Annotated in this window: 23 protein-coding genes and 1 pseudogene; 17 read left to right on the forward strand and 7 right to left on the reverse strand. The window is 47.3% G+C overall.

Features of this window, described 5'->3' with window-relative positions; genetic code table 11:
- Positions 1-4: 4 nt before the first annotated feature.
- The 3 genes from OSC7112_RS11765 (at position 5) to OSC7112_RS11775 (ending at position 3,171) form a co-directional block, all read left to right on the forward strand.
- On the forward strand, positions 5-1,483 hold the full coding sequence (locus tag OSC7112_RS11765; RefSeq protein WP_015176106.1) for a helix-turn-helix domain-containing protein: 1,479 nt from the start codon (positions 5-7) through the stop codon (positions 1,481-1,483).
- 231 nt (positions 1,484-1,714) lie between these two features.
- Positions 1,715-2,296, forward strand: a complete 582-nt coding sequence (locus OSC7112_RS11770) for a 5-formyltetrahydrofolate cyclo-ligase (RefSeq protein WP_015176107.1) — start codon at positions 1,715-1,717, stop codon at positions 2,294-2,296.
- A gap of 95 nt (positions 2,297-2,391) precedes the next feature.
- On the forward strand, positions 2,392-3,171 hold the full coding sequence (locus OSC7112_RS11775) for a fumarylacetoacetate hydrolase family protein (RefSeq protein WP_015176108.1): 780 nt from the start codon (positions 2,392-2,394) through the stop codon (positions 3,169-3,171).
- 59 nt (positions 3,172-3,230) lie between these two features.
- Here OSC7112_RS11775 and OSC7112_RS11780 read toward each other — a convergent pair whose 3' ends face one another.
- Both OSC7112_RS11780 and OSC7112_RS11785 read right to left on the reverse strand, forming a co-directional pair.
- Positions 3,231-3,704, reverse strand: a complete 474-nt coding sequence (locus tag OSC7112_RS11780; RefSeq protein ID WP_015176109.1) for a Tic20 family protein — start codon at positions 3,702-3,704, stop codon at positions 3,231-3,233.
- A 195-nt stretch (positions 3,705-3,899) separates the two neighbouring features.
- On the reverse strand, positions 3,900-4,097 hold the full coding sequence (locus OSC7112_RS11785) for a hypothetical protein (RefSeq protein WP_006631916.1): 198 nt from the start codon (positions 4,095-4,097) through the stop codon (positions 3,900-3,902).
- Between the two features lie 168 nt (positions 4,098-4,265).
- Between OSC7112_RS11785 and glyA the strand changes: the two genes are divergently transcribed.
- From glyA to OSC7112_RS11820, 7 genes are all read left to right on the forward strand, one after another.
- Complete coding sequence (gene glyA, locus OSC7112_RS11790) at positions 4,266-5,549, forward strand: serine hydroxymethyltransferase (protein ID WP_015176110.1); 1,284 nt, start codon at positions 4,266-4,268, stop codon at positions 5,547-5,549.
- 454 nt (positions 5,550-6,003) lie between these two features.
- Positions 6,004-7,059, forward strand: a complete 1,056-nt coding sequence (locus OSC7112_RS11795) for a glycosyltransferase family 4 protein (protein ID WP_015176111.1) — start codon at positions 6,004-6,006, stop codon at positions 7,057-7,059.
- Positions 7,060-7,189: 130 nt separating this feature from the next.
- The gene (locus OSC7112_RS11800; RefSeq protein WP_015176112.1) at positions 7,190-8,446 is read left to right on the forward strand and encodes a competence/damage-inducible protein A; all 1,257 of its coding nucleotides are present in this window, start codon (positions 7,190-7,192) and stop codon (positions 8,444-8,446) included.
- A gap of 298 nt (positions 8,447-8,744) precedes the next feature.
- The gene (locus OSC7112_RS39630; RefSeq protein WP_015176113.1) at positions 8,745-8,882 is read left to right on the forward strand and encodes a hypothetical protein; all 138 of its coding nucleotides are present in this window, start codon (positions 8,745-8,747) and stop codon (positions 8,880-8,882) included.
- 112 nt (positions 8,883-8,994) lie between these two features.
- Positions 8,995-9,435 (forward strand): type II 3-dehydroquinate dehydratase, encoded by a 441-nt coding sequence (aroQ, locus tag OSC7112_RS11805; RefSeq protein WP_138920973.1) that lies wholly within the window; start codon positions 8,995-8,997, stop codon positions 9,433-9,435.
- Positions 9,436-9,609: 174 nt separating this feature from the next.
- Positions 9,610-10,758 (forward strand): ADP-ribosylglycohydrolase family protein, encoded by a 1,149-nt coding sequence (locus OSC7112_RS11810; RefSeq protein ID WP_015176115.1) that lies wholly within the window; start codon positions 9,610-9,612, stop codon positions 10,756-10,758.
- A gap of 431 nt (positions 10,759-11,189) precedes the next feature.
- Positions 11,190-13,745: an HD family phosphohydrolase gene (locus OSC7112_RS11820; protein WP_223300817.1), complete on the forward strand. Its 2,556-nt coding sequence runs from the start codon at positions 11,190-11,192 to the stop codon at positions 13,743-13,745.
- Between the two features lie 129 nt (positions 13,746-13,874).
- Here the strand turns inward: OSC7112_RS11820 and OSC7112_RS39635 are convergent, their stop codons facing one another.
- Both OSC7112_RS39635 and OSC7112_RS11825 read right to left on the reverse strand, forming a co-directional pair.
- Entirely contained in the window at positions 13,875-14,027 is a 153-nt protein-coding gene (locus tag OSC7112_RS39635) for a hypothetical protein (protein ID WP_015176117.1), read from the reverse strand.
- A 92-nt stretch (positions 14,028-14,119) separates the two neighbouring features.
- Positions 14,120-15,037 (reverse strand): carbohydrate ABC transporter permease, encoded by a 918-nt coding sequence (locus OSC7112_RS11825; RefSeq protein ID WP_015176118.1) that lies wholly within the window; start codon positions 15,035-15,037, stop codon positions 14,120-14,122.
- A gap of 15 nt (positions 15,038-15,052) precedes the next feature.
- On the opposite strand from OSC7112_RS11825, the gene rpsF reads away from it, so the two are divergent.
- The 5 genes from rpsF (at position 15,053) to OSC7112_RS11855 (ending at position 19,883) form a co-directional block, all read left to right on the forward strand.
- The gene (gene rpsF / locus OSC7112_RS11830; protein ID WP_015176119.1) at positions 15,053-15,388 is read left to right on the forward strand and encodes a 30S ribosomal protein S6; all 336 of its coding nucleotides are present in this window, start codon (positions 15,053-15,055) and stop codon (positions 15,386-15,388) included.
- A 928-nt stretch (positions 15,389-16,316) separates the two neighbouring features.
- A complete protein-coding gene (gifA, locus tag OSC7112_RS11840) occupies positions 16,317-16,511 on the forward strand; it encodes a glutamine synthetase inactivation factor IF7A (RefSeq protein ID WP_015176120.1) in 195 nt (64 codons plus the stop codon).
- Positions 16,512-16,572: 61 nt separating this feature from the next.
- Entirely contained in the window at positions 16,573-16,713 is a 141-nt protein-coding gene (locus OSC7112_RS39640) for a hypothetical protein (protein WP_015176121.1), read from the forward strand.
- A gap of 270 nt (positions 16,714-16,983) precedes the next feature.
- Positions 16,984-18,225 carry a bifunctional ornithine acetyltransferase/N-acetylglutamate synthase gene (argJ, locus tag OSC7112_RS11850; protein ID WP_015176122.1) on the forward strand — a complete coding sequence of 414 codons (1,242 nt, stop codon included), beginning with the start codon at positions 16,984-16,986 and terminating at the stop codon, positions 18,223-18,225.
- A gap of 446 nt (positions 18,226-18,671) precedes the next feature.
- Positions 18,672-19,883: an RNA-guided endonuclease InsQ/TnpB family protein gene (locus OSC7112_RS11855; protein WP_015176123.1), complete on the forward strand. Its 1,212-nt coding sequence runs from the start codon at positions 18,672-18,674 to the stop codon at positions 19,881-19,883.
- Positions 19,884-20,078: 195 nt separating this feature from the next.
- On the opposite strand, the pseudogene OSC7112_RS11860 reads toward OSC7112_RS11855, so the two are convergent.
- Positions 20,079-20,639: pseudogene (locus OSC7112_RS11860) on the reverse strand (ISAs1 family transposase); the annotation flags it as partial.
- A gap of 151 nt (positions 20,640-20,790) precedes the next feature.
- Between OSC7112_RS11860 and OSC7112_RS11870 the strand changes: the two are divergent.
- Together OSC7112_RS11870 and OSC7112_RS11875 are read left to right on the forward strand one after the other, a co-directional pair.
- Positions 20,791-21,634, forward strand: a protein-coding gene (locus OSC7112_RS11870; protein WP_223300818.1) for an IS5 family transposase whose coding sequence is annotated in 2 segments (ribosomal slippage) — positions 20,791-21,036 and positions 21,038-21,634 — 843 coding nt in all. Because the reading frame shifts where the segments join, the coding sequence is not laid out codon by codon here.
- Between the two features lie 59 nt (positions 21,635-21,693).
- The gene (locus tag OSC7112_RS11875) at positions 21,694-22,314 is read left to right on the forward strand and encodes a PEP-CTERM sorting domain-containing protein (RefSeq protein ID WP_015176124.1); all 621 of its coding nucleotides are present in this window, start codon (positions 21,694-21,696) and stop codon (positions 22,312-22,314) included.
- A gap of 132 nt (positions 22,315-22,446) precedes the next feature.
- Here the strand turns inward: OSC7112_RS11875 and OSC7112_RS11880 are convergent, their stop codons facing one another.
- Together OSC7112_RS11880 and nirD are read right to left on the reverse strand one after the other, a co-directional pair.
- Positions 22,447-24,540, reverse strand: coding sequence for a HEAT repeat domain-containing protein (locus OSC7112_RS11880; RefSeq protein WP_015176125.1), 2,094 nt, complete (start codon positions 24,538-24,540; stop codon positions 22,447-22,449).
- A 212-nt stretch (positions 24,541-24,752) separates the two neighbouring features.
- Entirely contained in the window at positions 24,753-25,112 is a 360-nt protein-coding gene (gene nirD, locus OSC7112_RS11885; protein WP_015176126.1) for a nitrite reductase small subunit NirD, read from the reverse strand.
- Between the last annotated feature and the right edge of the window lie 32 nt (positions 25,113-25,144).

Consider the following 25,144-nt stretch of genomic DNA (forward strand, 5'->3'; position numbering starts at 1 on the left):
GAAAATGTCAGAATTGGTCAGATATGTCAGAAAATGTCAGAAAATATATGCTAAAATAACCAAAACCGTCACAACTACCCGACCGATGGACGTTAAAGAAGTCTTGAGATTTGCCGATGACCTGGTTTTCGCTAAGACGGGAGAACATTTGGAGGATTTGCAAGAAGCTATCCTGGGGGGTGTATGGGAAGGTCAAAAATACTCTCAAATCGCAGAAGCATCGCATTGTAGCGAAGGTCACGTCAGGAATGTAGCTTCAAAATTATGGAAGCGTTTATCAAATGTCTTAGGTGAAGAAGTTACTCCATCGAATTTACGCTCGGCACTTGAGAGACGACAATTATTCATCGTATCATCAAATTTTGGCAATGATTTTCTACACATTGGTAACGTCAATGTTTGTACAGATACCCAAGCTTCAGAAATTCAAAAAACCCGATCGCCCTCAACCCCCACCTCAGAAACCACCCAACCCCAAACCCGGCTAGACTTAGCAGACGCACCTCATATTTCATCATTGTCCGATCGCACATCCGAACTCGCCACCCTGGAAAAATGGATCGTCCAAGAAAAGTGCAACCTCGCAGCAATATCAGGACTCAGCGGCATCGGCAAAACCGCACTTTCCCTCCACCTCATCCAAAAAATTCAGCATAACTTTGAATGCGTCATCTGGCGAAGTCTCCGCCACTCCCCACCCTTAGAAACTACCCTCAAAAATCTCCTAGAATTTCTCTTAAATAAACCAGAAATCGAACTCCCTACCAGCATTCCAGATCGACTTTCCCTGTTAAGGGAATTTCTGCGAAAAAACCGCTGTCTCATTATCCTCGACGACGTGCAAACCATTCTCAGCAGCGGACAACTAGCAGGAAATTACCGCCCCGAATGCGAAAATTACAGCATCCTATTCAGACAAATCGGAGAAACAACCCACAACAGTTGTTTAATCCTCAACAGTTGGGAACCACCCAGAGAAATTACCGCCTTAAAAGGTGACAATTCACCAGTTCGCAGCTTGAAACTCAAAGGCATAGGTGCAGCAGCAGCCGAAATTTTCCGACAAAAAAGTTTACTGAATCCCGAAACATGGGAAAACCTAATTAATGCCTACCGCGGCAATCCATTGTGGTTAAAAATAGTCGCCACCACTATTCAAGAAATATTCCGAGGTAGGGTTGCAGAATTTTTAAAATATGATAGGATATTCTTAGGTGAAGAATTGGCAGCAACATTGCACCCGCAGATAAATCGTTTGTCAGAATTAGAAAAAAAACTAATCTGCCGCCTCAGCCGCGAAGCAAGTTCAGTTTCAATAGAGCAATTGCGACAAGATGCCAATTTACCGCCCTCCGACTTATTCGACGGGCTGCAATCTTTGGGGAGGCGATCGTTAGTTGAAATAGAAGAACAGGAGAATGAAACGCTATTCAGCGTTTGTCCTGTGGTGAGACAATATGTAATATCACATCCAGTTTGTTGATACTTTCCGACAGTCCGACAGTCCGGCAGTCCGGCAGTCCGGCAGTCCGACAGTCCGACAGTCCGGCAGGGGTTGAAACCCCTGCCTCAAAGCTAAAGTCGGTTAAAACCGACTGCTGAGTGTGATGAAAATGCAATTAATTGTAGTCCTCTGAAGCGAGGACTTTCGCTGTGAGACAGGGGTTTTTAACCCTGTCGGACTGCAATTCAAACGAGAGATTCGATCGCAAATATGAATACTGCTGAACCTTCATTAACTAAAACCGAATTAAGAAAATCCCTCCTCAACACCCGCAAATCCCTATCAGCACATGAATGGAGACAAAAGAGCGATCGCCTCTGCAATCACCTGCAAAACTCGCCCCTATTCACCCAAGCAAAAACAATCCTCGCCTACTTCAGTTGTCGCCAAGAACCAGATTTAAGTCCCCTATTTGTAACTACCCGCAAATGGGGATTTCCCCGCTGTGTCGGCAAAGAGCTATCCTGGCACATCTGGCAGCCCGGAGATGCTTTACATACTGGAGCTTATGGCATACTCGAACCCCTGCCGGATGCTCCGAAAATAGACCACTCAGAAGTAGATTTAATGCTCGTACCCGCAGTAGGCTGCGATGTTCGCGGCTATCGCTTGGGCTACGGCGGCGGCTATTACGATCGAATGCTCAGTTTAGCTGAGTGGGAATCAAAAGTTACGATCGGCATTATCTTTGAATTTGCCTCGATCCCCCAGCTACCAGTTGACTCCTGGGACAAACCGCTGCACGGCATTTGCACGGAAAGCGCTTGCAAAATTGCACAGCGAAAATCTTAAACGGGCATAAACAAATTAATTTTCCGCAATTATGCCTATATCCTCTTAATCTAGAATCTAGAATCTAAAATCTAAAATCTAAAATCTCAAATACTATGGCCCAGCGCTACGTTCGAGTTAAAACAACACAAGGACACATCCATTACGGTTTACTGCAACTGGGCCACAGCGTTCAAGTATTTGATGCACCGCCCTGGTTACAAGGACAACCAACCGATTTGGAACTTTCACCAGATACTTACCAAATTCTCGCCCCGTGCTCTCCCTCAAAAATTGTAGCCGTAGGCAAAAATTATGTCGATCACGCCGCCGAGATGGGAACCCCAGTACCGGAAGAACCCCTGCTGTTTTTCAAGCCTCCGAGTGCTGTCATCCCTGCAGGTGCCGCGATTCGCTATCCGCAGCAGTCGGAAAGGGTAGATTACGAGGGAGAATTGGCCCTGGTGATTGGCGAACATTGTAGCAACTGCACTCCCGAACTAGCACACAGCAAAATTTGGGGCTATACGATCGCCAATGACGTAACAGCCAGAGATTTGCAAAAGCGGGACAACCAGTGGGCGAGGGCCAAAGGGTTCGATACTTTTTGTCCCTTGGGGCCTTGGATTGTCCGCGAATTGAGTCCGGCTGCACAATTGCAGACTTTTGTCAATGAGAGCGAGCGACCGGTACAGTCATCCCAGATCGATCGCATGGTATTTTCGCCAGACTTTCTCGTCTCCTACATCAGTCAAGTAATGACCCTAATTCCCGGCGATGTGATACTGACTGGAACGCCGCAAGGAGTAGGACCGCTACAAATAGGCGATCGAGTCCGCATCGAAATTGAAGGCATCGGCAGTCTTGAAAATACAGTAGTTATTAGTAATGGGTAATTGGTAATTATCACCAACAACTGCCAACTGCCAACTGCCAACTGTCAACTGCCCATTGACTAACGTACCTGCATATAAACAGCATCCGAAAGCGGAGGAATCTCTGCATAGCGTCCCAAAAGCGACTGAACGACGGCATAGACAAATGCAGCAAAAGCGCCCAGAAACACCATGTTATACAGAGTTTCCGCAATAAATGCGACTTGTAAGCCTTTAGAAAAAATCGGCAAAACCAGACCGCACAGCATCAAAACAATGTCTAAAAGAATCGCCTGCATCGCATTAAAACGAATGAAGTGACTGATGTTTTCGTTTCTAACTACTCCTAAATACAGGGCAAAGAAGATAATCAAGCTAGCAAAGGGCAAACTATAAATTTGCATCAATGGAGCTAGCGGAATCAACAACAGTTGCAGGACAGGAAACTGTGTAAACAGAAACCTGCCAAAGGCAAGCCCGTCAACCAACGGGAGCAAATAAGGCAAAGAAGCAAAAATCCGGTCTGGAACAGTTGTAGATCCGCGCCAAGTCATAATGAACTCTCCTGAGTCGATCGATTAACTATGAATTCCTATTAAAGTCAGCATAACGCAGCAGGCTCAGTTCCGACTCGCCCGGAATTTGCTCATTTGTGGGCGGATAGCAGCCTCAAGTACCAGATGCAGGAGAACTTAGATCGAGTCGGGTTAATAGTCACCATGCCCTGCGCGGGCCTATTTGGCCGATGATTATTTAATATTGGCAATGACGAAGCCCATTTGACACTCGTACCGATCGGGCAAATTTTCCGTAGGTTTAGCAACTGGATGTCCGCAGCGAAGCTCTCCACCGCTCCAGCGCGGTTGACCAGTGCGATCGGCCAGCAAACAACTTTGGCAAACACACTGAGGGGCAAGCATCTGATTTTCCATTAAAATGACTAACATTTGATACCTCCGGCAGGTTTCACACCAGTAATTTCATTGTATGTCAGGAGTTGGGGACAAACCGCTTAACCTGAACACAACGTAATATTTATGTCAATGGTGCGAAATCCGTAGTACGGTATAAGATCCCCAATTCCCAGTCCCAAATTTGTCAAGAGGTTGATTATTGTGACGGACAGTAACTTAGAATTCCTTTCCAAAACCGATCCGCTCATTGCCGATTTAATCGGGCAAGAGCTCCAGCGGCAGCGAGACCACCTAGAACTCATCGCCAGCGAAAACTTTACCTCCGCAGCGGTAATGGCAGCTCAAGGCTCAGTGCTGACAAATAAATACGCCGAAGGACTGCCAGCGAAACGGTACTACGGCGGCTGCGAATTTATTGACGGCATCGAGCAAATTGCGATCGACCGCGCCAAACAGCTATTTGGAGCCGCTCACGCCAACGTCCAGCCCCACTCCGGCGCTCAAGCCAACTTTGCAGTGTTTTTGAGCTTGCTGGAACCCGGAGACGGAATTATGGGCATGGATTTGTCCCACGGCGGACACTTGACCCACGGTTCGCCGGTCAACGTATCCGGCAAATGGTTCAAAGCTTTTCACTACGGCGTCAGCCAAGAAACAGAACAGCTCGACTACGACGCAATTTTGGCCAGTGCCAAAGAAAACCGACCGAAATTGCTAATCTGCGGCTATTCAGCATATTCGCGAATTATCGACTTTGAGAAGTTTAGAGCGATCGCCGACGAAATCGGAGCCTACCTGCTCGCCGACATCGCCCACATCGCCGGGTTAGTCGCCACAGGGCACCACCCCAACCCCCTCCCCCACTGTCACGCAGTCACCACCACCACTCACAAAACCCTGCGGGGCCCCCGTGGTGGCTTGATTATGACCAATGACCCGGAATTAGGTAAAAAATTTGACAAAGCAGTTTTCCCCGGCACTCAAGGTGGGCCATTAGAACACGTCATTGCGGGCAAAGCAGTAGCTTTCGGCGAAGCATTAAAGCCTGAATTTAAAACTTATTCCGGTCAAGTAATTGAAAATGCGCGCGCTTTAGCGGAACGGTTGCAGCAGCGGGGTTTAAAACTCGTTTCCGGCGGCACGGACAATCACTTAATGCTAGTAGATTTGCGATCGGTAAACATGACAGGCAAGCTAGCAGACCAATTAGTCAGCGGTGTGAATATTACTGCTAATAAAAATACCGTGCCTTTCGATCCGGCATCGCCCTTTGTCACCAGCGGTTTGAGACTCGGTTCGCCGGCGATGACCACCAGGGGAATGGGAACAGCAGAATTTACCGAGATTGGCAATATTATTGCCGATCGCCTGCTAAATCCAGATGATGAAAGCGTCGCCGCCGACTGCCTGCGTCGAGTAGCAGCACTGTGCGATCGCTTCCCGTTATATCCGCACTTGTACTTGAAAGTGCCGGCATTAGCTTAATTTTCCTGATCGGCAATGGAGAATTGGTAGTTGGAAGTGTACGGGTAAAAGGGTAAAAGAGCAGGAAAAGATTGAGAGTTGCCGGTAGCGATATTGACAAGCGGTTTTCACCAAAAATCTCGATCGCCAATACGGTTTTTAGTAAAGATATTTGTCGGGCGGGACTGGTTTGACTAACGGTATTTGTAGGTTGCGAAAGATACCGTTCAACTGGGCCCGCTCGCCAAATATCGACTTTTTTGCTCGCGAAAGAGTCAATATTTCAAATCGTTAATTCGAGAGTTATGAATGAAAAACCTGACAATTTGCCCCAGGGCAACTGCCATTGCGGCAAATCTCCGCCTTCCAAACCCCCAGTCGCTCTTCAAGATGTTTCCTTGTTATAAGCCATCTGAAATGTAGTAGACTCTGCCTGACAGACTAATTGCCCCGCACTATTTAAAATTGATTTCAGATGCCGTACCAGTATCTGTACCACATACTCGCTTTCCTGATTTCTGCGATCGTCGTCCTCTGGAGTACGCCAATAGTCAAAAAAATTGGTCTCAAAAGCGGGCGAGTCGATCGACCAGGCGAGCGAAAAGTCCACCAGCGCCCGATGGTGCGCTTGGGAGGAGTTTCCATCTTTCTCGGCACTGTCAGTGCCCTCTTATTTGTCTGGCTTTCAGGAGGCTTCATCGATGCTAGCGGACAAGTTCTCAATCCCAAAGACGAATACGAAATTTGGGGAGTCACCCTCGGCGGCATCGGATTCTTCCTCATCGGTTTAGCAGACGACCTATTTTCCCTGTCGGCCTTAAAACGCTTGCTCATGCAAATTGGCGTATCCAGCATCGCTTGGATGGCAGGGGTAAAAATTGAGTTTCTCACAGTTCCCTCCCTGGGACTGACAGATATCGGCTGGCTGAGCTTGCCAATTACCGTGATTTGGCTCGTCGGCATGGCCAACGCCATCAACTGGATTGACGGTTTGGACGGTTTAGCTGCGGGAGTTTCAGGGATTGCAGCAGTTGTAATGCTGATTGTCAGTCTGTCGATGCACCAACCGGCGGCGGCCCTGATAGCAGCGGCTTTAGCTGGCGGGGCCTTGGGATTTCTGCGCTACAACTTCAATCCGGCCCAAATCTTTATGGGAGATGGCGGGGCTTATTTTATCGGGTTTACTCTCGCTGGAGTCGGAGTAATTGGGTTGGTTAAAACTACGGCTGTTACTTCTGTGTTGCTGCCATATTTAATTTTAGCTGTACCGATTTTAGATATGTCGGCGGTGATTCTCGATCGACTTCGCAACGGCAAGTCACCGTTTATTGCTGACAAGCGCCACCTCCACCACCGACTTCTACAAGCCGGACTATCCCATCGATTTGCGGTTTTATTTATTTACTCGCTGACACTGTGGGTGGGAAGTTTAGCCCTAGCTTTTTCGCTTCCGAGCGGCGTAATTTATGCGATGGGTGCGACAAGTTTGCTGGGATATGCTAGCTGGAAAGTTTGGAGACACGCTCGATAGTTAGTTGACAGTTGACAGTTGACAGTTGTCAGTTGTTAGTAAGAATCACCAATCACTAATGACCAATGCCCCATGCCCAATCCCCAATTCCCCAATCCCCAATCTAAAATCCAAAATCTAAAATCGAATAATGGTTGCTGAAATTATTTGTGTTGGCACTGAATTGCTGTTAGGCGATATTCTTAATAGCAATGCCCAGTTTTTAGCCAAAGAATTAGCGAGTCTGGGAATCCCTCACTACTATCAAACAGTGGTGGGGGACAATCCAGAACGTATCAAACAAGTGTTAGAAATTGCCGTGGGCCGATCGCAGCTTTTGCTGTTCACCGGAGGCCTGGGCCCCACACCAGACGACCTCACAGTCGAAACGATCGCCGATTTTTTTGGGGTTCCCTTAATAGAAAAGCCGGAAATTATCGCAGATATCGAATACAAATTCGCCCAGCGGGGACGCACCATGAGTCCCAGCAATCGCAAACAAGCTTTAATTCCAGAAACTGCGGACATTCTGCCGAACCGCACCGGTTCGGCACCGGGCATTATTTGGCTGCCGGTTCACAACGTGACAGTAATGACATTTCCCGGCATACCGGCGGAAATGCACTTGATGTGGCGAGAAACTGCCGTTCCTTACCTGAAAAACGGCGGCTGGTGCAGCGAAACAATTTACAGCCGCACATTAAAATTTTGGGGGATTGCTGAGTCGGCCTTGGCGGAAAAAGTAGATAGTTTTCTGAATTTAACTAATCCTACTGTGGCTCCCTACGCCAATCACGGCGAAGTCAAACTGCGGATTTCGGCCCGCGCGGAGTCGTCCGCGGCGGCGAAAAACTTGATTGAGCCGATCGAACAACAATTGCGGCAAATTGCCGGCTTAGACTGTTACGGTGCCGATACCGATACCCTCGCCTCGACTGTGGGCCAATTGTTGCTGGATGCGGGGCAAACTCTTAGCGTGGCTGAATCCTGCACGGGAGGCGGGTTGGGAGCGATGCTGACCGGTGTTCCAGGCAGTTCGAGGTACTTTTTGGGCGGGATTATTTCTTACGACAATCGGGTTAAGGAAGGATTATTAGGTGTTAATCCCCAAGATTTAGCCGAATTTGGTGCAGTCAGCCACCAAGTGGCAAAACAAATGGCTGCGGGAGTTCGCGCCAGCCTCAATACAAATTGGGGATTGAGCATTACAGGCATCGCCGGGCCTGGAGGCGGCACAGACGCTAAACCTGTCGGACTGGTTTATGTCGGTTTAGCGGGACCCCACGGCGACGCAGAAAGTTTTGAATACCGCTTTGGCGATGCCCGAGGCCGCGATTGGATTCGGAATCTGAGTAGCTGTACGGCCCTCGATCGCCTCCGGCGTAAATTATTGTTGGCAAAAGTGTAGAAAAAATCCCACGATTTGTCAATTGTCAACAGTCAGAGGTAAGCTTAAGCTTTATTTAACAATCTATACTCCGATATAATTCGGCAATTTTCCTTTTCCCTCTTGATTATCTGTAAAGATTCGTTATGATAATAAGATAGGACTGATTGGCCAATATACTGACTCTCTGCATTGCTCAAAACAACCAGCAAGCGAGAAAGCAAGTTTGACCTTTGGTTTCAAAGTCGTGCTTGCTTATTTTCAGATATTTAGCCGTCGGTTTAGCAATCTAGACTATAAAAAAGGAGCTATCCGTTCAATGGAAAACATTGAAAAGGTGCTGGAAGAAATTAAAGAATGGGTTCGCAAGCTGATAGAAGGACTGCTGAGTCCAGAACCAGAACCGGAACTCGAACCGATTCGTATTCCTGTCAACCAACCGAGGAATCGCAGGTAGTCGGGACTGAATTAAAAGTTTGAGGTTTAAGGTTTGACGTTTGAGGTGGCAGACTGGTTCTAAATCCCATGTCAAAACACTCATAATTTTTGTGGCGCTGGAAATTTTAAAATTGTTAAATATCCTGGTACTTCACGGCCCTAATCTAAATCTATTGGGTCAGCGAGAACCTGGAGTTTATGGTTCTGCGACTTTAAATGATATCAACAAGTTGCTAGAACGAGAAGCGCAAGCCCTCCAGGTGCAAGTCTCAATTCAGCAGTCGAATCATGAAGGGGTGTTGGTGGATGCAATTCACTCGATGTTAGGCCAGCACCAAGGCTTATTGATTAATGCTGGAGCTTATACTCATACGAGTGTGGCAATTAGAGACGCGATCGCCGCGGTGAATATCCCTGCGGTAGAAGTTCATCTGAGCAATATTTACCGGCGGGAAGCTTTTCGGCACCACTCGTTTATCGCAGCGGTGGCGATCGGCCAAATCAGCGGTTTTGGCTCAGAAAGTTATCGGCTGGGGCTGCAAGCTCTAGTTAGTTACCTGATTAAAAATTAAAAATTTACCGATTGTAGCGATCGGATGAGGGCAGGTTTTAGATGGAAAACCAGCCCTTATATGTTTGGGTTGAATGAAAATTAATCACAACAGTTAGGCAAAGAAGCAAACCAGGAAAAATTTTAAATTACAAATTACAAATTACCAATTACTAACAACTTGAGTTAAATTCAAATGCGGCATTCCCTGTTGAGCAAGTTTCAAGGAACCATCCTGGGGGCAGTTTTAGGAGACTCTCTAGGCCTGCAATACCAGACGCAACTCGTGGGTATTCCCCCCCAAACAGAAGACTTGCAGCCGATTTTACAACTGACGAAACACCAACAATTGACCCTAAGAGGGGAAACATTAGCGTTGAATTCTGTCAACAGTAAAATCCCAAGTGGCAAAGACTCATCCAAATCCGGGAGACTTGCGGTAGCGTGTTCTGAAAGTTTAATTCGGTGTAGGGGTTTAGATTTAAAAGATTGGCGCGATACTTGGGAAGCATTTGCCAAGTCGGAAATCTACCATCCCCCCAACAGTGAGTTTCAAACCCTGCTTAACCCTGGTGAAGCTGCCGTTGCTGCGCTGCCATCGGCGATGTTTTTTCACGAAAATAAAGCCAAGCTGCGAGAAAAAATCATGCTGGCGATAGAGGTCTGGCACAACGAAAACCAGCCAGAATGGGAAACAGCTATTTTAGCAGTAGCATTTACGATCGCCAGAGCTCTCAAAGAAAGACTTGACCCGGCGACAGCGATCGAGCAAACAATTGCCTACGTCAAAACAGATAATGCCTTCACAGAGCTGCTGCTGCAAGTGCAAATACTACTAGAAAAGGGAGCCGATTTAGAAACAGCCGCAACTCACCTGTGCAAAAGCGCCACAGCTTTGCGAGAAAGACAGGGCGAAGGCAAGAAAAAATTACAAACCGAGTCAATTGTCAACCCTGGAAATTTCATTCCCATTGCCTTAGCTTTCTACTGCTTCTTGAACACCCCAGAAGACTTGCGCTTGTCAGTGGTGCGGGCTGCCCGCTGTGGTATAGCCGGACAAATAACCTGCGCTTTGACGGGAGCTTTGTCTGGAGCCTATAACGGCGTTGCTGGGATTCCTGTAGAATGGCGACAGGTATCTTCGGCTGAGGTTAAATCGCAGCAGCTAGCCCACGGCCGAGAACCCTCGCTCTGGGGAACGGGCAGCGATGCAAAAATTGTAGAGTTAGCAAATAACCTGTTTGCTGTTTGGGCAGGAGTTTACAGCCCCGATGCCGGACTGGATTCGGCAGCGCTAGCCCGATCGGTGGCGGCACCTTATGTCATTAGACCTCGTAAAATATAAAGTTTCGAGCTTTTAACGGTAAGGGGAAACCAGAAATTAGCAATTAGCCATTAACAAGTCACAAGCTAAAGTGGAAGGAGAGCGAGAATTAAAGATTAAAAAGTGAAAAATTAAATGTGAAAATTAAATCGGACGCCCCTGCCCCAACAAGCCGGGTTGAAACGAGAATATGGGGTTGGAAAACGAAGAATCTACGGAGAAACAAGGTTTTTAGCCCTCAGGCGCGAGTTCTTTTCAAGATAGACAAGGGAAGCCAAGAAGCTGCTTGCGTTGTTGGCTACCGTCAGGAAAGCCAACTGCTGGCGATAGTTAGCCAAAGTAGCCTGGAGGGTTGAATATTCAGCCAGGGTAGTTCGGATAAAATCAATCAAGATGCACAGTCAGAAATACTGACAAAGCTGCTGGATAACAGTGATATATCTTCGACACAAATGAATACGCTCTCCTCATTGATGCGGCAGATTGAGCAGCTAGGGGCTGCGCGCTCACTGCGCCAACACATTGCTAAAGTGCAAAATGGCAGCAGCAAAGCAGATACCTCACGCGCTGGCGGGCCTCTCCTGAGCCCTTTGCCGCGCCAGAAATGGCTTCTTCCCGAGACTTTTACTACTAAATTTACAAGTAAAACCTCCAAATCCAGCCTCAAAAATCAAGCTCGTTCCCCTATTTTGGCGCTGGTCGCGGTAGTTTCCCTAAGCAGCACTCTGGGCCACCGCTTTTACAACCAGCCGAAACTGGATGTGGGGACAAAAGCTCCTCAGACGATTAAGGCTCCTGCTACTGCTAGCATCCCCGATTACAAAACTACTGAAGAACAGCGGAAAGCAGCGCGGATGGGAGCTGTAGCGATATTAATGCTGGATTCTGCGGTCGATCGACAAATTTATCGAGAATTGCAAGAATTTTTGCAGCAGGGAAGCGAGCTCCGGGAGGCGGTAGGCCCGTTTCCGTTTGCGAGTCCCTCGGTGCTCTCAAATGCGGCTCAGATTTACTTGCGGGGCTGTCCGGAGTGGGAGTGGCGATCTATTGTGGCGCAAGCGGGTGACAAAAGTGCAACTTCCGAGCGGTTGAGTTTGGATTCCCCTACAATTGCTGCGGCAACAGATAACAAGTCTCAGCAAGATGCTATCGCTCAACTGCAAGCTTACAGCCGATCGGTCAGGGCAGCAGACTTTCAAAGCCTGACAGACAGTATTTCCTCTGCTCGCCGGCGCTATCTCAATGCTGTGGAGGCGCTGGGAAAACCGTCGGTTGTGGGGCTCCCACAGATTTACGATACTTCGCTGTTTGATTTGTCGGATGCAGCTTGGCAAAAAACCCAAACCGGTATGAGTCGGGCGGCAAAAAGGATGGTGGCTCAAGGTATCCCGCAGGGGTTGCCAAAAGAGATTTTGAAAGAAGCCGTGAAGCTGCAAGTGGCTGATGAAGTGCCGTTAGAGTCCCAAGCTTTGGCGGTGGAGGGTTTAACAGCGATTTTGCAGCCAAATCTGGTGAGAGATCGCGAGGAAACCAAACAGCTAGCTGAATTAGCGGCGCAAAAGGTGAAACCGGTAATGATCGCAGTAGAGCAGGGCGAGATAATTGTTGCACAAGGAGAAGAGATCTCGCAGGAAGATTTCGTGTTGCTGGACTATTTTGGCTTAAGCCGACGGGGGGTGAATTGGCTGGGGCTGACGGGTTTTGTTTGTTTAGTCGCGGGGGCAATTGCGATCGTACTGCTGGTGGAAAGGCACTACCGCTTGCGCCGGAGAGATCATTTGTTATTGCTGCTGCTGACTTTGAGCGCGCCGGTGCTGGTGAGTTTGGGGCTGCCTTGGACGAGTTTGCCGGCGATCGGGATTTTAGCGGGCGGCTTCTACGGTTCGGCAGTGGGAGTGACGGTGGTGGGGCTGCTGTCGGCGCTGCTGCCCGTTGGCTTAAATGTGGACGTGATTCATTTGGTGGCTAGCGGGGCGGGCGGATTGTTGGGCGCTTTTATGGCCGGGCGGCTGCGATCGCGCGAGGAATTGGCTCTTTTGGGCGTGGCTGTCGGCTTGACTCAGGGCACGGTTTATCTGGTGGGGACTTTGATTGCCAGCGCGGCTGCCGGTGCGATTTGGTACGTCGTGCTCGGTACGGTGGGCGCGCAAAGTTTGGCCGGTTTGGCTTGGAGCGTTGTGGCGATCGGCATCAGCCCTTATTTGGAACACGTTTTTGACTTGATTACGCCGATCCGGCTGGCGGAACTTGCCAATCCCAACCGCCCGCTGTTGAAGAAGTTGGCTGCCGAGGCTCCGGGGACTTTTCAGCACACGCTGTTTGTGGCGAGTTTGGCGGAGGCTGCGGCCCGGGAACTCGGCTGCAACGTTGAGCTGGTCAGAACTGGCACATTATACCACGATATTGGAAAAATGCACGACCCGCTCGGATTTTGTGAAAATCAAATGGGCGGGGTCAACAAACATGATGAAATTAATGACCCTTGGGCGAGCGCGGAGATGATTAAAAAGCACGTTACCGAGGGCTTGGTGATGGCGCGGAAGCATCGATTGCCGAAGGCAATTCAGGCGTTTATTCCCGAGCACCAAGGTACAATGTTAATTGCTTACTTCTACCACCAAGCGCAGCAAATTGCTGCAAAAGAAATAGAAGATTTAAAGATTGCTTTGCCAGATGCGGATAATTCCAAGTTAACAATCGCAAGTCGCCAAGTGAGGGAGGAGGATTTTCGCTACGATGGGCCGATTCCGCAGTCGCGGGAAACCGGGATTTTGATGCTGGCGGATTCTTGTGAGGCTGCTTTGCGATCGCTCAAGGATGCTACTCATGAAGAGGCTTTGAATATGGTTAATAAGATTTTGAGGGCTCGCTGGCAGGATAATCAGTTGATTGATTCGGATTTAACGCGGGAGGATATGTCTCTAATTGCGGAGATTTTTGTGCGAGTTTGGGAACAGTTCAATCACAAGCGGATTGCTTACCCTAGTGCAGTTTTTACTCCCAGGTAGGCGGAAATTTTTAGTTAGGAAAAATCAGTTCGCATTTGAGTTGTGAATGAGATTTCATTGCGATTTGCCCCGCAAAGCGCCATGGAGTTCAGGATTGTCGCTGACAATTACCACAGTTTGTTTGATTCCTCAAAATTCCGAAGAGTCGATATCTCTTTCGCCAGCTAGGTGCGATCGCAATTTTTGCCAGTCGGGGGTATCGATCGCCTTTGCAAAAGCGATGATAGTATCTAGAACCCCAGCGCGGTCACCAATCCAGCGGATATCCGGTAGTTCGTACATAACAAATAAATTTTGTGAGTTGTATCGCAGAAGGAATAAATACTAATTTTGGACTTCCAATCCCCAGGCCCACGGAGCCCCATGCCCTCATTCTATCCTTTGACTCCCGCAGCAGTTTCTGTAGGCACAATGTATTTTTGCAAGAGCAAAAAGAGTCCCAAAACGGGAACAATAGAAATAATAGAACCCGCCGCAACTAAACGCCAATCTAAAGAAAATGTCCCGGCTAAATTGGCTACCCCTAAAGGTAACGTGTAATATTCCGGCCTGTCTAAAACTAGCAGCGGCCACAGAAAGTCGCTCCAAGAACCGATAAATACAAAAATTCCTAGGGTGACTAAAGCTGGCTTAATTGCCGGAATCATGACGTGCCACCAAATACCTAATTCGCTGCAACCGTCGATGCGGGCGGCTTCTTCGAGTTCTTTGGGAACTGCTAGGAAGGCTTGTCGTAATAAAAATATGCCGAAGGCTGAGGCTAGTCCGGGAAAGATTACGCCTAGGTAACTATTTTTTAGTCCTAGTTGTACTGTCAATACGTACAGGGGAATCATGACTATTTGGAAGGGAATCATGATTGTGGAAACGATCGTGATTAAGATGGCTTCGCGGCCGCGAAATTTGAGTCTGGCTAACGGGTAAGCGGCGAGGGAACAAAAGAGGACGTTGATGCTAACTGTGAGGCCGGCAATTAGGGTGCTGTTGAAAAGGTAGCGGCCGAAGGGGTTGGTTTGCCAAACTTTGATGAAGTTTTCGAGGGTTGGCTGTTGCGGCCACAGTTGCGGGGGAAATTGAAAGATGTTTTCGTTGGGGGATTTGAGGGAGGTACTGAGCAGCCACAGCAAGGGAAACAGCATTAAAAGCGCGATCGCGCTCATGATGCTGTACGTCCACAGGGTGCTCCACCGCGAGGGAGTGCGGTTTGGGGAATTTGATTTTTTAGTTTTGAGATTGTTCATTGTTGGGATATGATGATAAGTCCTTGCTTCGTGAGAAGCCTTGTTGTCCATAAGGGGATTATTGCCATGAAACCGTTTATTTACGAAACTATGTACATTCTGCGCCCTGATTTGGGTGAGGAAATGACAGACCAGGCGATCGCTAAATATCAAACTATTTTGCGCGATCAAGGTGCTGAAAACATCGAAACTCAGCACCGCGGCAAGCGCCGTTTGGCTTACGAAATCGGCAAGCACCGGGACGGAGTATACGTTCAAATGAACTATACAGCTCCGGGCGCTGCAATTTTTACCCTGGAGCGCGCGATGCGTCTGAGCGAAGAAGTGATTCGCTATTTGACTATCAAGCAGGATGTGCCAGATGCACCTGAAGCGGAAGCGGAAGCGGAAGTCGCCGAGTAGCGATCGTGTCAACTTAACGTCTTATGTAGTACCAGTCTACTGTTTGACGATTAGGGCCGCTTATTCCCCGGCACGCCTTTATTAAGAGCTACCCTGTACGCACAACTTGAAAAACTAACGTCAGAGCCTTGATCTCCCCCTGGCAGCCTCCTGAAAAAGACGCTAGGGGGAGCTCTGGAATTGTGGGTACAGCATAGTTTTTTCAGGGCGGGACTTGATGTTAATTGAAATTATAGGTGAATGGGCGATTGTTTTTCTAGGGGAGGACGATCGCTCTTTTTTGTGGGGAGGCTGCTGGGACTTAATCTATTTTTATCAACAAAGAAAGCTCGCTTTTTCAGGATGGCGAGGGGGATTCACTTTGGCTTAAATCTATTATCTAGTTGACTGCAAACAACTTGACTAAGCTGTTCTACATTTAAATTGTCTGTTAAAAAACAATTCCCCGTCTTGTGGGGTGGGCCTATGAGCCCGCGGAGAATCTACAATTTAAATGCGCGACAGCTTATGCTTGAGCATAGCTGCTTAGTCGGTGTAAATCTAATTGTGATTCGCTACTTATGAAATTTACTGTTAACTAAGGCAAATTCGACTCCCTTGAGAGACAAAATTCTGCCTCTATAACTCTGAACCAAACTATAAAGTTATTTTGGCCACTAGCAATTAGGTAGCCGCTAAAATGTGGCTCTTAGAAGATGAATGTTGTCAAATTTTGCCAACTGCTGCTTGAGGTTGGGGCTGAATCAACTAGCCAAAGCTCGATCGCACTCCCTGCAACCTCGATCGAGATTCTCGCCCCTTAGCCCAATTGTAAAGTTTTGTGACAATTTCAATTTGGTAGCTTTAGATACAGAATTGTCTGTTATAGTGATACAAGAGAAGAAAAAACCAGCCCAACATTAATCTAAAGAAAACGGAGGAACCGCATATGTCTACCGAAAATCAAGCTCGCTCTCTGATGATGCGCCACCACCAACTGGTGAAGAACCGGCAGCAATCCATGCTCAACCGCACCGCCACCGAAGTAGGGATGGAAGATACGCACTACTGGGGTCACATTCAAGGCAAACCGCAGCCCAGCTTTCAAGCCAGTTACGATCGCAGCCACGCCACTATGAGCTAGGGCAAGCTCAATTTCGACAATTGTCTACGAAGTTATTACCTATAATTTGGAGAAATCAGTTATGTCAACTCAAGAACAAGCCCGCAACCTGATGATGCGCCACCAACACGTCGTTAAAAACCGTCAGGAATCCATGCTGAGCCGTGTAGCTGCTGAAGTTGGTTTAGATGCTGGTTCTCCAGCGAGTATCGATCGCAAATAACCCCTTTTTTCAACGGCGAGATAGTTGAATCGAGTTTGTTGTTTGCCAGCTAAAAATTAATAATGTCAATTACAAAACCGTCGCGACTTCTTCTTGAGTTCTAACTCTAGATTGGAAGCCGCGATTAGTTTTATGGGAATGGGGAATCTAAAATCTAAAATCGTTCTCCTCTAGCGCTCACCCCGAAGTCTAAAATCTAAAATCTAAAATCTAAAATCTAAAATGGTATAATCCCCTCTCAGCAGATTGAAGGCTACTAGGGAGGTCATCATGTCGGACTGGAAAGAAATTGACGGCGGAGTTACAGCAGCCAGAGGGTATCGAGCATCGGGAATTACAGCGGGTTTGAAGCCTTCAGGCTTGCCGGATTTAAGTTTAATTTTGTCAGAGGTAGACGCGATCGCCGCCGGAGTCTTCACCACATCGACTGTCCGGGCCGCTTGCGTGGACTACTGCCGCCAGCGTTTGCAAGCTAAACCCAGCGCGAAAGCAATTTTGTGCAATGCGGGACAAGCTAATGCTGCTACTGGCGAACAAGGTTTGGCAGATGCCCTCGAAAGTGCCAAATTGTTGGGAGAAGCGCTGAATATTCCTCCAGAATCGATTCTTTTGGCCTCCACTGGCGTCATCGGACAGCGGATTAAAATGGAGCCGCTGAGGGCGGGAATTCCCCGATTAGTTGCTGAGGCATCGGAAACTGGTTCCGATGCGGCGGCTAAGGCTATTTGTACGACGGATTTAGTGCCGAAAACGATCGCCCTAGAAACAATGTTTGGCGATCGACCCGTCCGCATCGGCGGCATTTGCAAAGGTTCGGGAATGATTCACCCAAATATGGCAACAATGCTGGCATTTGTAACTTGCGATGCAGCAGTGTCGTCGCATTTGTGGCAAGAAATGCTGACTCGGGCGGCTAACAGAAGTTTCAATCAAATTACTGTTGACGGAGATACCAGTACCAACGACTCGCTAATTGCTTTAGCAAACGGTCAATCCCGCACGCCGGCAATTACGGAAATGGGGGCAGATGCTGAAAAATTAGAGGCGATGCTGACAGAAGTTTGCGTGCATTTAGCAAAGGCGATCGCCCGTGACGGCGAAGGTGCAACTTGTTTGGTAGAAGTGCAAGTTAGCGGCGCGCTGGATGAAGTTTCTGCGAGTAAAATTGCCAAAACAATTGTCGGTTCTTCTTTGGTGAAAGCTGCTATTTTCGGACGCGATCCGAATTGGGGCAGAATTGCGGCGGCGGCTGGGCGCGCTGGCGTACCTTTCGATCAAGAGAATTTGCGGATTCAATTAGGGGATTTTTTAATGATGGAAAACGGACAACCTAAAGAGTTCGATCGCGCTGCTGCAAGTAATTATATGAAAGCGGCTGCGGAGGGAGAATATTTGAAGGCTGATACGGTTGTAATTCAAGTTAGTGTCGGGAATGGCAGCGGTTTTGCGAAAGCTTGGGGATGCGATTTGAGTTACGACTACGTGAAGATTAATGCGGAGTATACGACTTAAAAAAGTCGAGGCGGTGAGAAGTCCGGGCGGTTAGAAACCGCGCCTGCACAAACAAAACCAGACGACGGCGGGTTAAAGGTAAATTTCACACAATTTAAACTAAACTTCCCCCCGTGGGGGGAAATTAAAAAGTCTGAAACCTTTACTCACCGAGTTAATCTCAGCTTTTTTGCTACTGATTTTAAAATCGCTGAAGCCCTTACACAGATAAGCTTTTTATGATTTTAACTAAAGCTCGCTAAAAATCTTATAAAGAACACCCTGAAAACCCCGCGACTTCAGTCCGGGGATGAAAGGGGTAAGGAGGCTTTAGCCTCCCAGTATTTTTCATGAGATTTCTGAATTGTATGTACTGTAAATTACAACTATGTAAATCTTTGTGAACAATGAGAACCGGGTTAAGCCAACGCTGCTAGCATAAACCTATCGTGATGAGGGTCGAAGTCATGCTAGTTTTCGAGTTGAAAGCATACGGTAAAAAGCAGCAATTTGAAGCTGTAGACGAAGCAATTAGAACGGTGCAGTTCATCCGCAACAAAGCATTGCGCTTTTGGATGGAAAACGAAAAAGTCAACAAATACGACTTGAATAAATACAGCGCCATTCTAGCGAAGGAATTCCCGTTTGGCGACGACTTAAACAGCATGGCCAGACAATCGAGTTCAGAAAGAGCGTGGTCGGCGATTTCACGATTTTACGACAACTGCAAAAAGAAAGTCCCAGGAAAAAAAGGGTTTCCGCAATTCCAGAAAGACAACCGCTCGGTAGAGTACAAAACTACGGGCTGGCGTCTGGCAGACGACCGGAAATCAATCACTTTTACCGATAAAAAAGGAATCGGCAAACTTAAATTAAAAGGAACCCGCGACTTGCATTTCTACCAGCGCAGTCAAATCAAACAAGTACGCTTGGTAAGGCGAGCAGACGGATATTATGTCCAGTTTTGCATTCAAGTTGACCGTTCTGAAAAGATTGAAATCACGGGTAACGCCATCGGGTTAGATGTAGGACTTAAAGAGTTTTACACTAACTCAAATGGTATTGCAGTTGATAACCCGCGTTTCCTCCGCAAGGGAGAACGCAGGTTGAAGAAAGCCCAAAAACGAGTTTCAAAACGAGTCAAGGGTTCGCAAAACAGAAAAAAAGCTAGAGCGATTCTAGGGAAGCGCCACCTCAAAATCAGCAGACAGCGTAAAGATTTTGCCGTGAAGTTGGCAAGATGCGTCATCCAGTCTAACGACTGTGTAGTCTACGAAGATTTGAGGATTAAAAATATGGTGAAGAATCACTGTCTGGCAAAATCGATTAACGACGCTTCTTGGTATATGTTCCGAATTTGGCTGGAATATTTTGGCAAAGTATTCGGAAGAATTACGATTGCCGTACCAGCTAACGGAACAAGTCAAGAATGCTCTAGTTGCGGAACAATTGTTAAGAAAAGTCTCTCAACGCGAACCCACGCTTGTCGGTGTGGATGCGTATTAGATCGTGACTGGAACGCAGCTAAAAATATCCTGAGTCGGGGATTGAGTACGGCGGGGCACGTCGGAACTTGGATCTTAGATCCGAACGCTTGTGGAGAATTGACCGCTACCGATGTTGAAGTAATTCTGCATCGGCAAGTCGATTCTGCGAATCAAGAATCTCCTCGGCTTTAGCCAGGAGAGTGTCAATCAGACTAAGTTTCAATACTTTTTAAGCTTATTATTAATAAGTCTAATATAAAGTTTGAAAACACAGGGTAAGAGCATCTCAATCAGGCTTGACACAAGGATTTGAGAATAAGCATCATGTACTCCTCACTCATCGCGGCCCGGTTTCTTTTTTGTCTCAAGCTACGCGATAGGGTGGTTTCACAGATTGAGGGCATTAAGGGCCATCCGTCTGAGTACCGCCAAATTTCGAGGGCTATTAAACGCTCGTATCCGAGATTTATCTTCTTTAAAAGTCACATCTAAAACCCAATGTTCTTTATTTTCAATGCTCCAATGTTCCCGGATAATAGAACTATGTTTTTGAGCATCTACGGTTAAAGAACTTAGATAAATCTGGACTTCGTGAGAGGTTCCATTCCACTGTTGCCGAAACCGTTCCACTATAACAACCGTCTGAAGTCCCGCCCATTTATCTTGATTATAAAGACCTCCAAATTCTGAAACGGGAATCGCCCAAACTCTTCTTTTCTCAATCCGGTTATCCCCTTTTTCTACTTGACGGTAATCCGTCATGTTAACCCCAGCAAATTGGCGACTTGATTGGACTTCAAACCCAGATTTAATTCGATTGTAAAGAGTCGGGTGATTACTTTTTAAGCAAACTACATAATTAGCTTTTTTCTGAACAATCTGTTTAATAATCTCCGTTTGATTTCCCATTGCATCCATCGTAATAATTGCGCCGGTTACGTCGATTAATTAGACCTCTTGCAAAATAATTTTATGCTATAATGGAAATTTTTGCTTTACTGGATTGAATCCCAACTCTTAACTTATTTTTACTCTTGCCTTGCTAGAAACAGGATAAGATACTAGAAACTTATATTGGTTGTTGCACAATCAGTAAATCATGAAAAATCAATCTTATCTAAATTTGACATCTCATCAATTTAAACGTAGATTTGGTGTCAAAATTGAAACTTTAAAAGTAATGGTTCAAGCCTTGGAAGAATTCAGGTCAGAAAATCATAAAGACAGAAGAGGGCGTGGGACCATCCTAACTCTTGAAGAACAGGTCTTAGTTGCATTGGAATATTGGCGAGAATATCGAACATATTTTCATATTGCGACAAATTGGGGAGTATCTGAATCAACCCAGCAGCCGGATTGTAATTGACATCGAATCAACTTTAATGAAAACTGGAAAATTCCGTCTTCCTGGGAAAAAAGCATTACTCAAAAACTCTGATTATCCAGCAGTCGTGGCGATCGATGTCACAGAAACAGCTATTGAACGACCAAAAAAAAAACAGAAAAAATATTATTCAGGCAAGAAGAAATGTCATACCCTCAAAACTCAATTGGTCATTAATCAAGAGACAGGAGCAATTATTTGCACTGCTTTTGGGCAAGGACATTGCCACGATTTTAGCTTATTTAAAAAAAGTAAAATCCATTTTCATCCCGAAACAGATAGCTTACAAGATAGTGGGTATCAAGGCATAAAAGATTATCATTCCAATAGTTATATTCCTAGAAAGAAACCTAAAAATGGGAAACTTTCTCTCTTAGAAAAAGACTACAATCGAGCTCTAGCACAAGAAAGAATTGTTATTGAACACGTTAACCGGAGTCTGAAAATTTTTAAAATCTTGTCGAGTCGTTATCGGAATCGTCGCCGCCGTTATGGTCTGCGTTGTAATTTGTTATCAGCAATTTATAATTATGAGTTAGCTCTAGGGGGATTAAATTGAAAACTTTCTATTATAGCATAGATTTTTTTTGCAAGAGGTCTAATATATCCAGCGTCAAAATGGCAGTAATAGCCAGCGTGCTTGTCGGCCTGAGCTATGGGGTTCCAGCAGAGGCTGCACTCCTGGTACTTTCGCAATCAGCCGAAGTCAATTTAAACAGTAACTCGGTGCACTTTCAAATAGAATTCAATCGAGCACCCGATTTCTTTAAAACTGATGAATATGGCAGACAAGCTGACTCTTTTCAATACTACGTTGATGCTGATGGGGGATTTCCTATCTTTAGGGGTACAGACAGTTACTACAGCAATTTAGAATCTATAATCCGGGGCGATGAGATTCATTTAGGGGGAGACGTTCGCATCCGCAATGCTTGGCCGCCTGACCCAGATAAGTCAGTAGGTTGGGGAGGTTGGGGGTCAACCCGCGGTTCTGTTCCCTACACCCTTTCAGGAAATGCCTTGTCACTTTTAGTCCCGTTACAGCTTATTGGTGACAGTGACGGTAAATTTAGCTATCGCTTAGAGTGGTATGAATATGGCGCTATGGATGGTTACACAGACGCAGAAACAGTTCCCGAACCTGTTACTGTTTTTGGTAGTTTTATGGCTTTAGGGGGTTTGGCAGCTTTTCAAAGAAAGAACAAGCAATTGAAAGGGCTGCGTTCGCGTTTTCGGTAGCGACGAGGGCGCTGTCAGGGGGGGAGATTTCCAGAACTATACGATTAGCTGTAAGTTAGAAAGATCTCAAATGGGTTCTATAAAGCAGCAGGCATGATTAATTGTCCGAGGTGTCTAAAGGATTGTTTCTACTTACCAGTCTTGGCTGCGTAGCCGGCGACCCGCTAAGGCCCGCACTTGCTCTTCTGCGTCGGAAACTGCAAGCGATCGCAACAAGGGCACAACTCCCGGATTTTCTGGATAATGTTCGATAATCGCTTCGAGTGCTGTAAATCTGGGATTGTAAGGAAAAGAACCGTTTTGACTGTCAACATCGCTCAAAGCTCGATCGCGCAAAAACTCAAACATTCCCGGCTCGTCTTTCCATCCCCGCATTAACTCTACCAGGGCGATCGCCCGCACCTGCGAATCTTCATCGTTTTGAGATCTACTTTTGAGCCACTCGAAAGTTTGAGACTGATTTGTCCGCGCCCGGGCTAACTTTTGCAAAGCCATTTGCCTGACAGCCGGACTCTCATCGCCCTCTGCTTTAGCCTCCAGCAGCATCCAAGTTTCAGGATTGTCCGGCCAGTTGTAAGCTAGTTCAAGCACCGCTGCTTGCCGCACCAGCGCTTCCCCAGAATCGAGCTGAATTTTCAGCCAAGGCAAGGTTTCCGGGTCGTCTGGCCACCCCCGCACGATCGATCGCACCAACACGCTCTGCAGGTGAGAATCTTGCTCCGACTCGACCAGGCTTTTGAGGAAAGGCAGCGTCTCGCCCCGGTGAGACCAGCGTTTTGCTATCTCTTCCACCGCAGTTTCTCGGACGTTCAGGTGTCTGTCTGACTCGGCGAGATTTTGCAACCAGCCAAAGACTTCGAGACTGCCTGACGCCTGTGTGGCGACAGCCTCCACTACTACTTGCCGCACAGTCCAGTAATCCTCGGAATCAGCTATTTTTTGCAGCAGGGGCAGGGTTTCTGGGTGGTCGGGCCAACCTGCGGCTATCTGTTGTAGGGCTATTTCGCGCAGGTCGGCGTCGCGATCGCCCAATGCTATATTTTTCAAAAAAGTCAGAGTTTCGGCGTTCCCGGGCCAGCCAGAGGCAATTGCTTGCACTGCTGCCCGCCGGACGCTCGAACTCGCGTCGGACTCGGCTTTAGTCTTCAGCAGCGGGTAAATGTCTGGTTCGCCGGGCCAGTGCGAGGCCAATTCTTCTAAGGCTGCTGTCCGCACTTCTTTGCTGCTGTCGGATTCGGCTAGGGTTTTCAGCAGCAGGCAAACGTCGGCTGCGGCGGGCCAGCCCGCTGCCAACTCCCGCACCGCTACGGTTCGCAGGATAGAACTTCCTGTCTGGGCAAGATTTTTGAGCAGGGAAACCGTGCCTAAAAGGCTGTGCCAACCTTTGGCTATTTTTTGCCACGCACAGACTCGCACTCCCAAATTTTCGTCAGATTCGGCGGCGGTTCTCAGCAGCAGCAAGGTATCTGTGCGATCGGGCCAATTAGAGGCTAACTGTTCGAGTGCTGCGGTGCGGACTGCGGGACTTCGATCGAACTGAGCCAAGGCAGTCAGCAGCGGCAAGGTATCGCTCGTGTCTGGCCAACCACAAGCAATTTCTCGCACGCAGGTCGATCGCACTGCCCAGCTTCCATCGGATTTGGCGAGGTTTTTGAGCATCAGGTAAATTTCTGGCTGGTCTGGCCAACCGCGGGCTATGGCTTCGACTGCTGTGGCTCGGACTTCGCCGCAGTCACTGGAGTGAGCGAGTATTTTCAGCCAGGGCAGGGTTTGCGGGTCGTTTTTCCAAGTTTGGGCGATCGCGGCGATCGATCGATTGCGAATTTGATAAGTTTCCTGCAATTCTTGAGCGCTTTGATAAAGAATCAGGAAACCCGTACCGTATTGCGATAACGCTTTTAAAGCGTTTAACAGTTTTTGGGCGGTTTTTTGATTAACATCATTTTTAACTTTTAACAGGCATTGCGCTGCTAAAAACAAATTAATAAATTTTTCTTGTTGACCGTTTTGATCTGTGAGATATTCTATAATTTGGCTCGCTGTTTCTTTGTCGAGCCTCGCTGCAATTTCTCTGAGGACTTCGTGCAAAGATTCGTCCCGCCAGTGCTGGCCGAAAAGTTGTGTGTTGAGTTCGCCCCAAGTCAGTTGACCGATTTTGAGTTGTGCGTGGATTAACTCTGCTACAGTCTGGGGATTATTTTCGGAAACAAGTTTTTTTAACAGCATACCGATATCCTGCCCCTCGATTTTGTTTGCATTAAAAATCTGAAACCATATCCAGTATTAGTTTAGAGTTTTTTGAGCCTTCCTGGAGCAGGTCGCCGATTAACTCCATTTTATACCACAACTACGGGGTCGCGTCCCAATGCAAAATCCGCCACCACCCATAGAAATGTTAGGTGGTGGCGGATGGCGATCGAACAATAAAGCCGCTGAATCTAGCTAACAGCTACTTGGACGCGATCGGCTGCAACCCGAACCGCAAAAGTAGGAATCTTTACCGTTTCATCATCCAGACATTGCCCGGTAGTGAGACTAAAGTTTTGCTTGTAAATGGGAGAAGCAACTTTGAGAGTGCCGTTGCGATCGCCCACAATTCCCCGCGACAAAACAAAAGCTTTGCTAAACGGGTCGTAATTGCTAAGCGCATAAACTTCATCCCCGTTGCCCACTCGGAAAATCGCCACTTGTTCGCCTTTAACTAAAGCGCAAACTCCAGTATAAGGGGCGATCGCATCGAGAGAACACACATCTACCCAAGTTGTTACTGTATCGGAAACCGATAATGATTGAACCATTTTCTTTTCCTGTTAGTTTACTTCAATCTAGT

Source organism: Oscillatoria nigro-viridis PCC 7112, assembly GCF_000317475.1.
GTDB lineage: Bacteria > Cyanobacteriota > Cyanobacteriia > Cyanobacteriales > Microcoleaceae > Microcoleus > Microcoleus nigroviridis.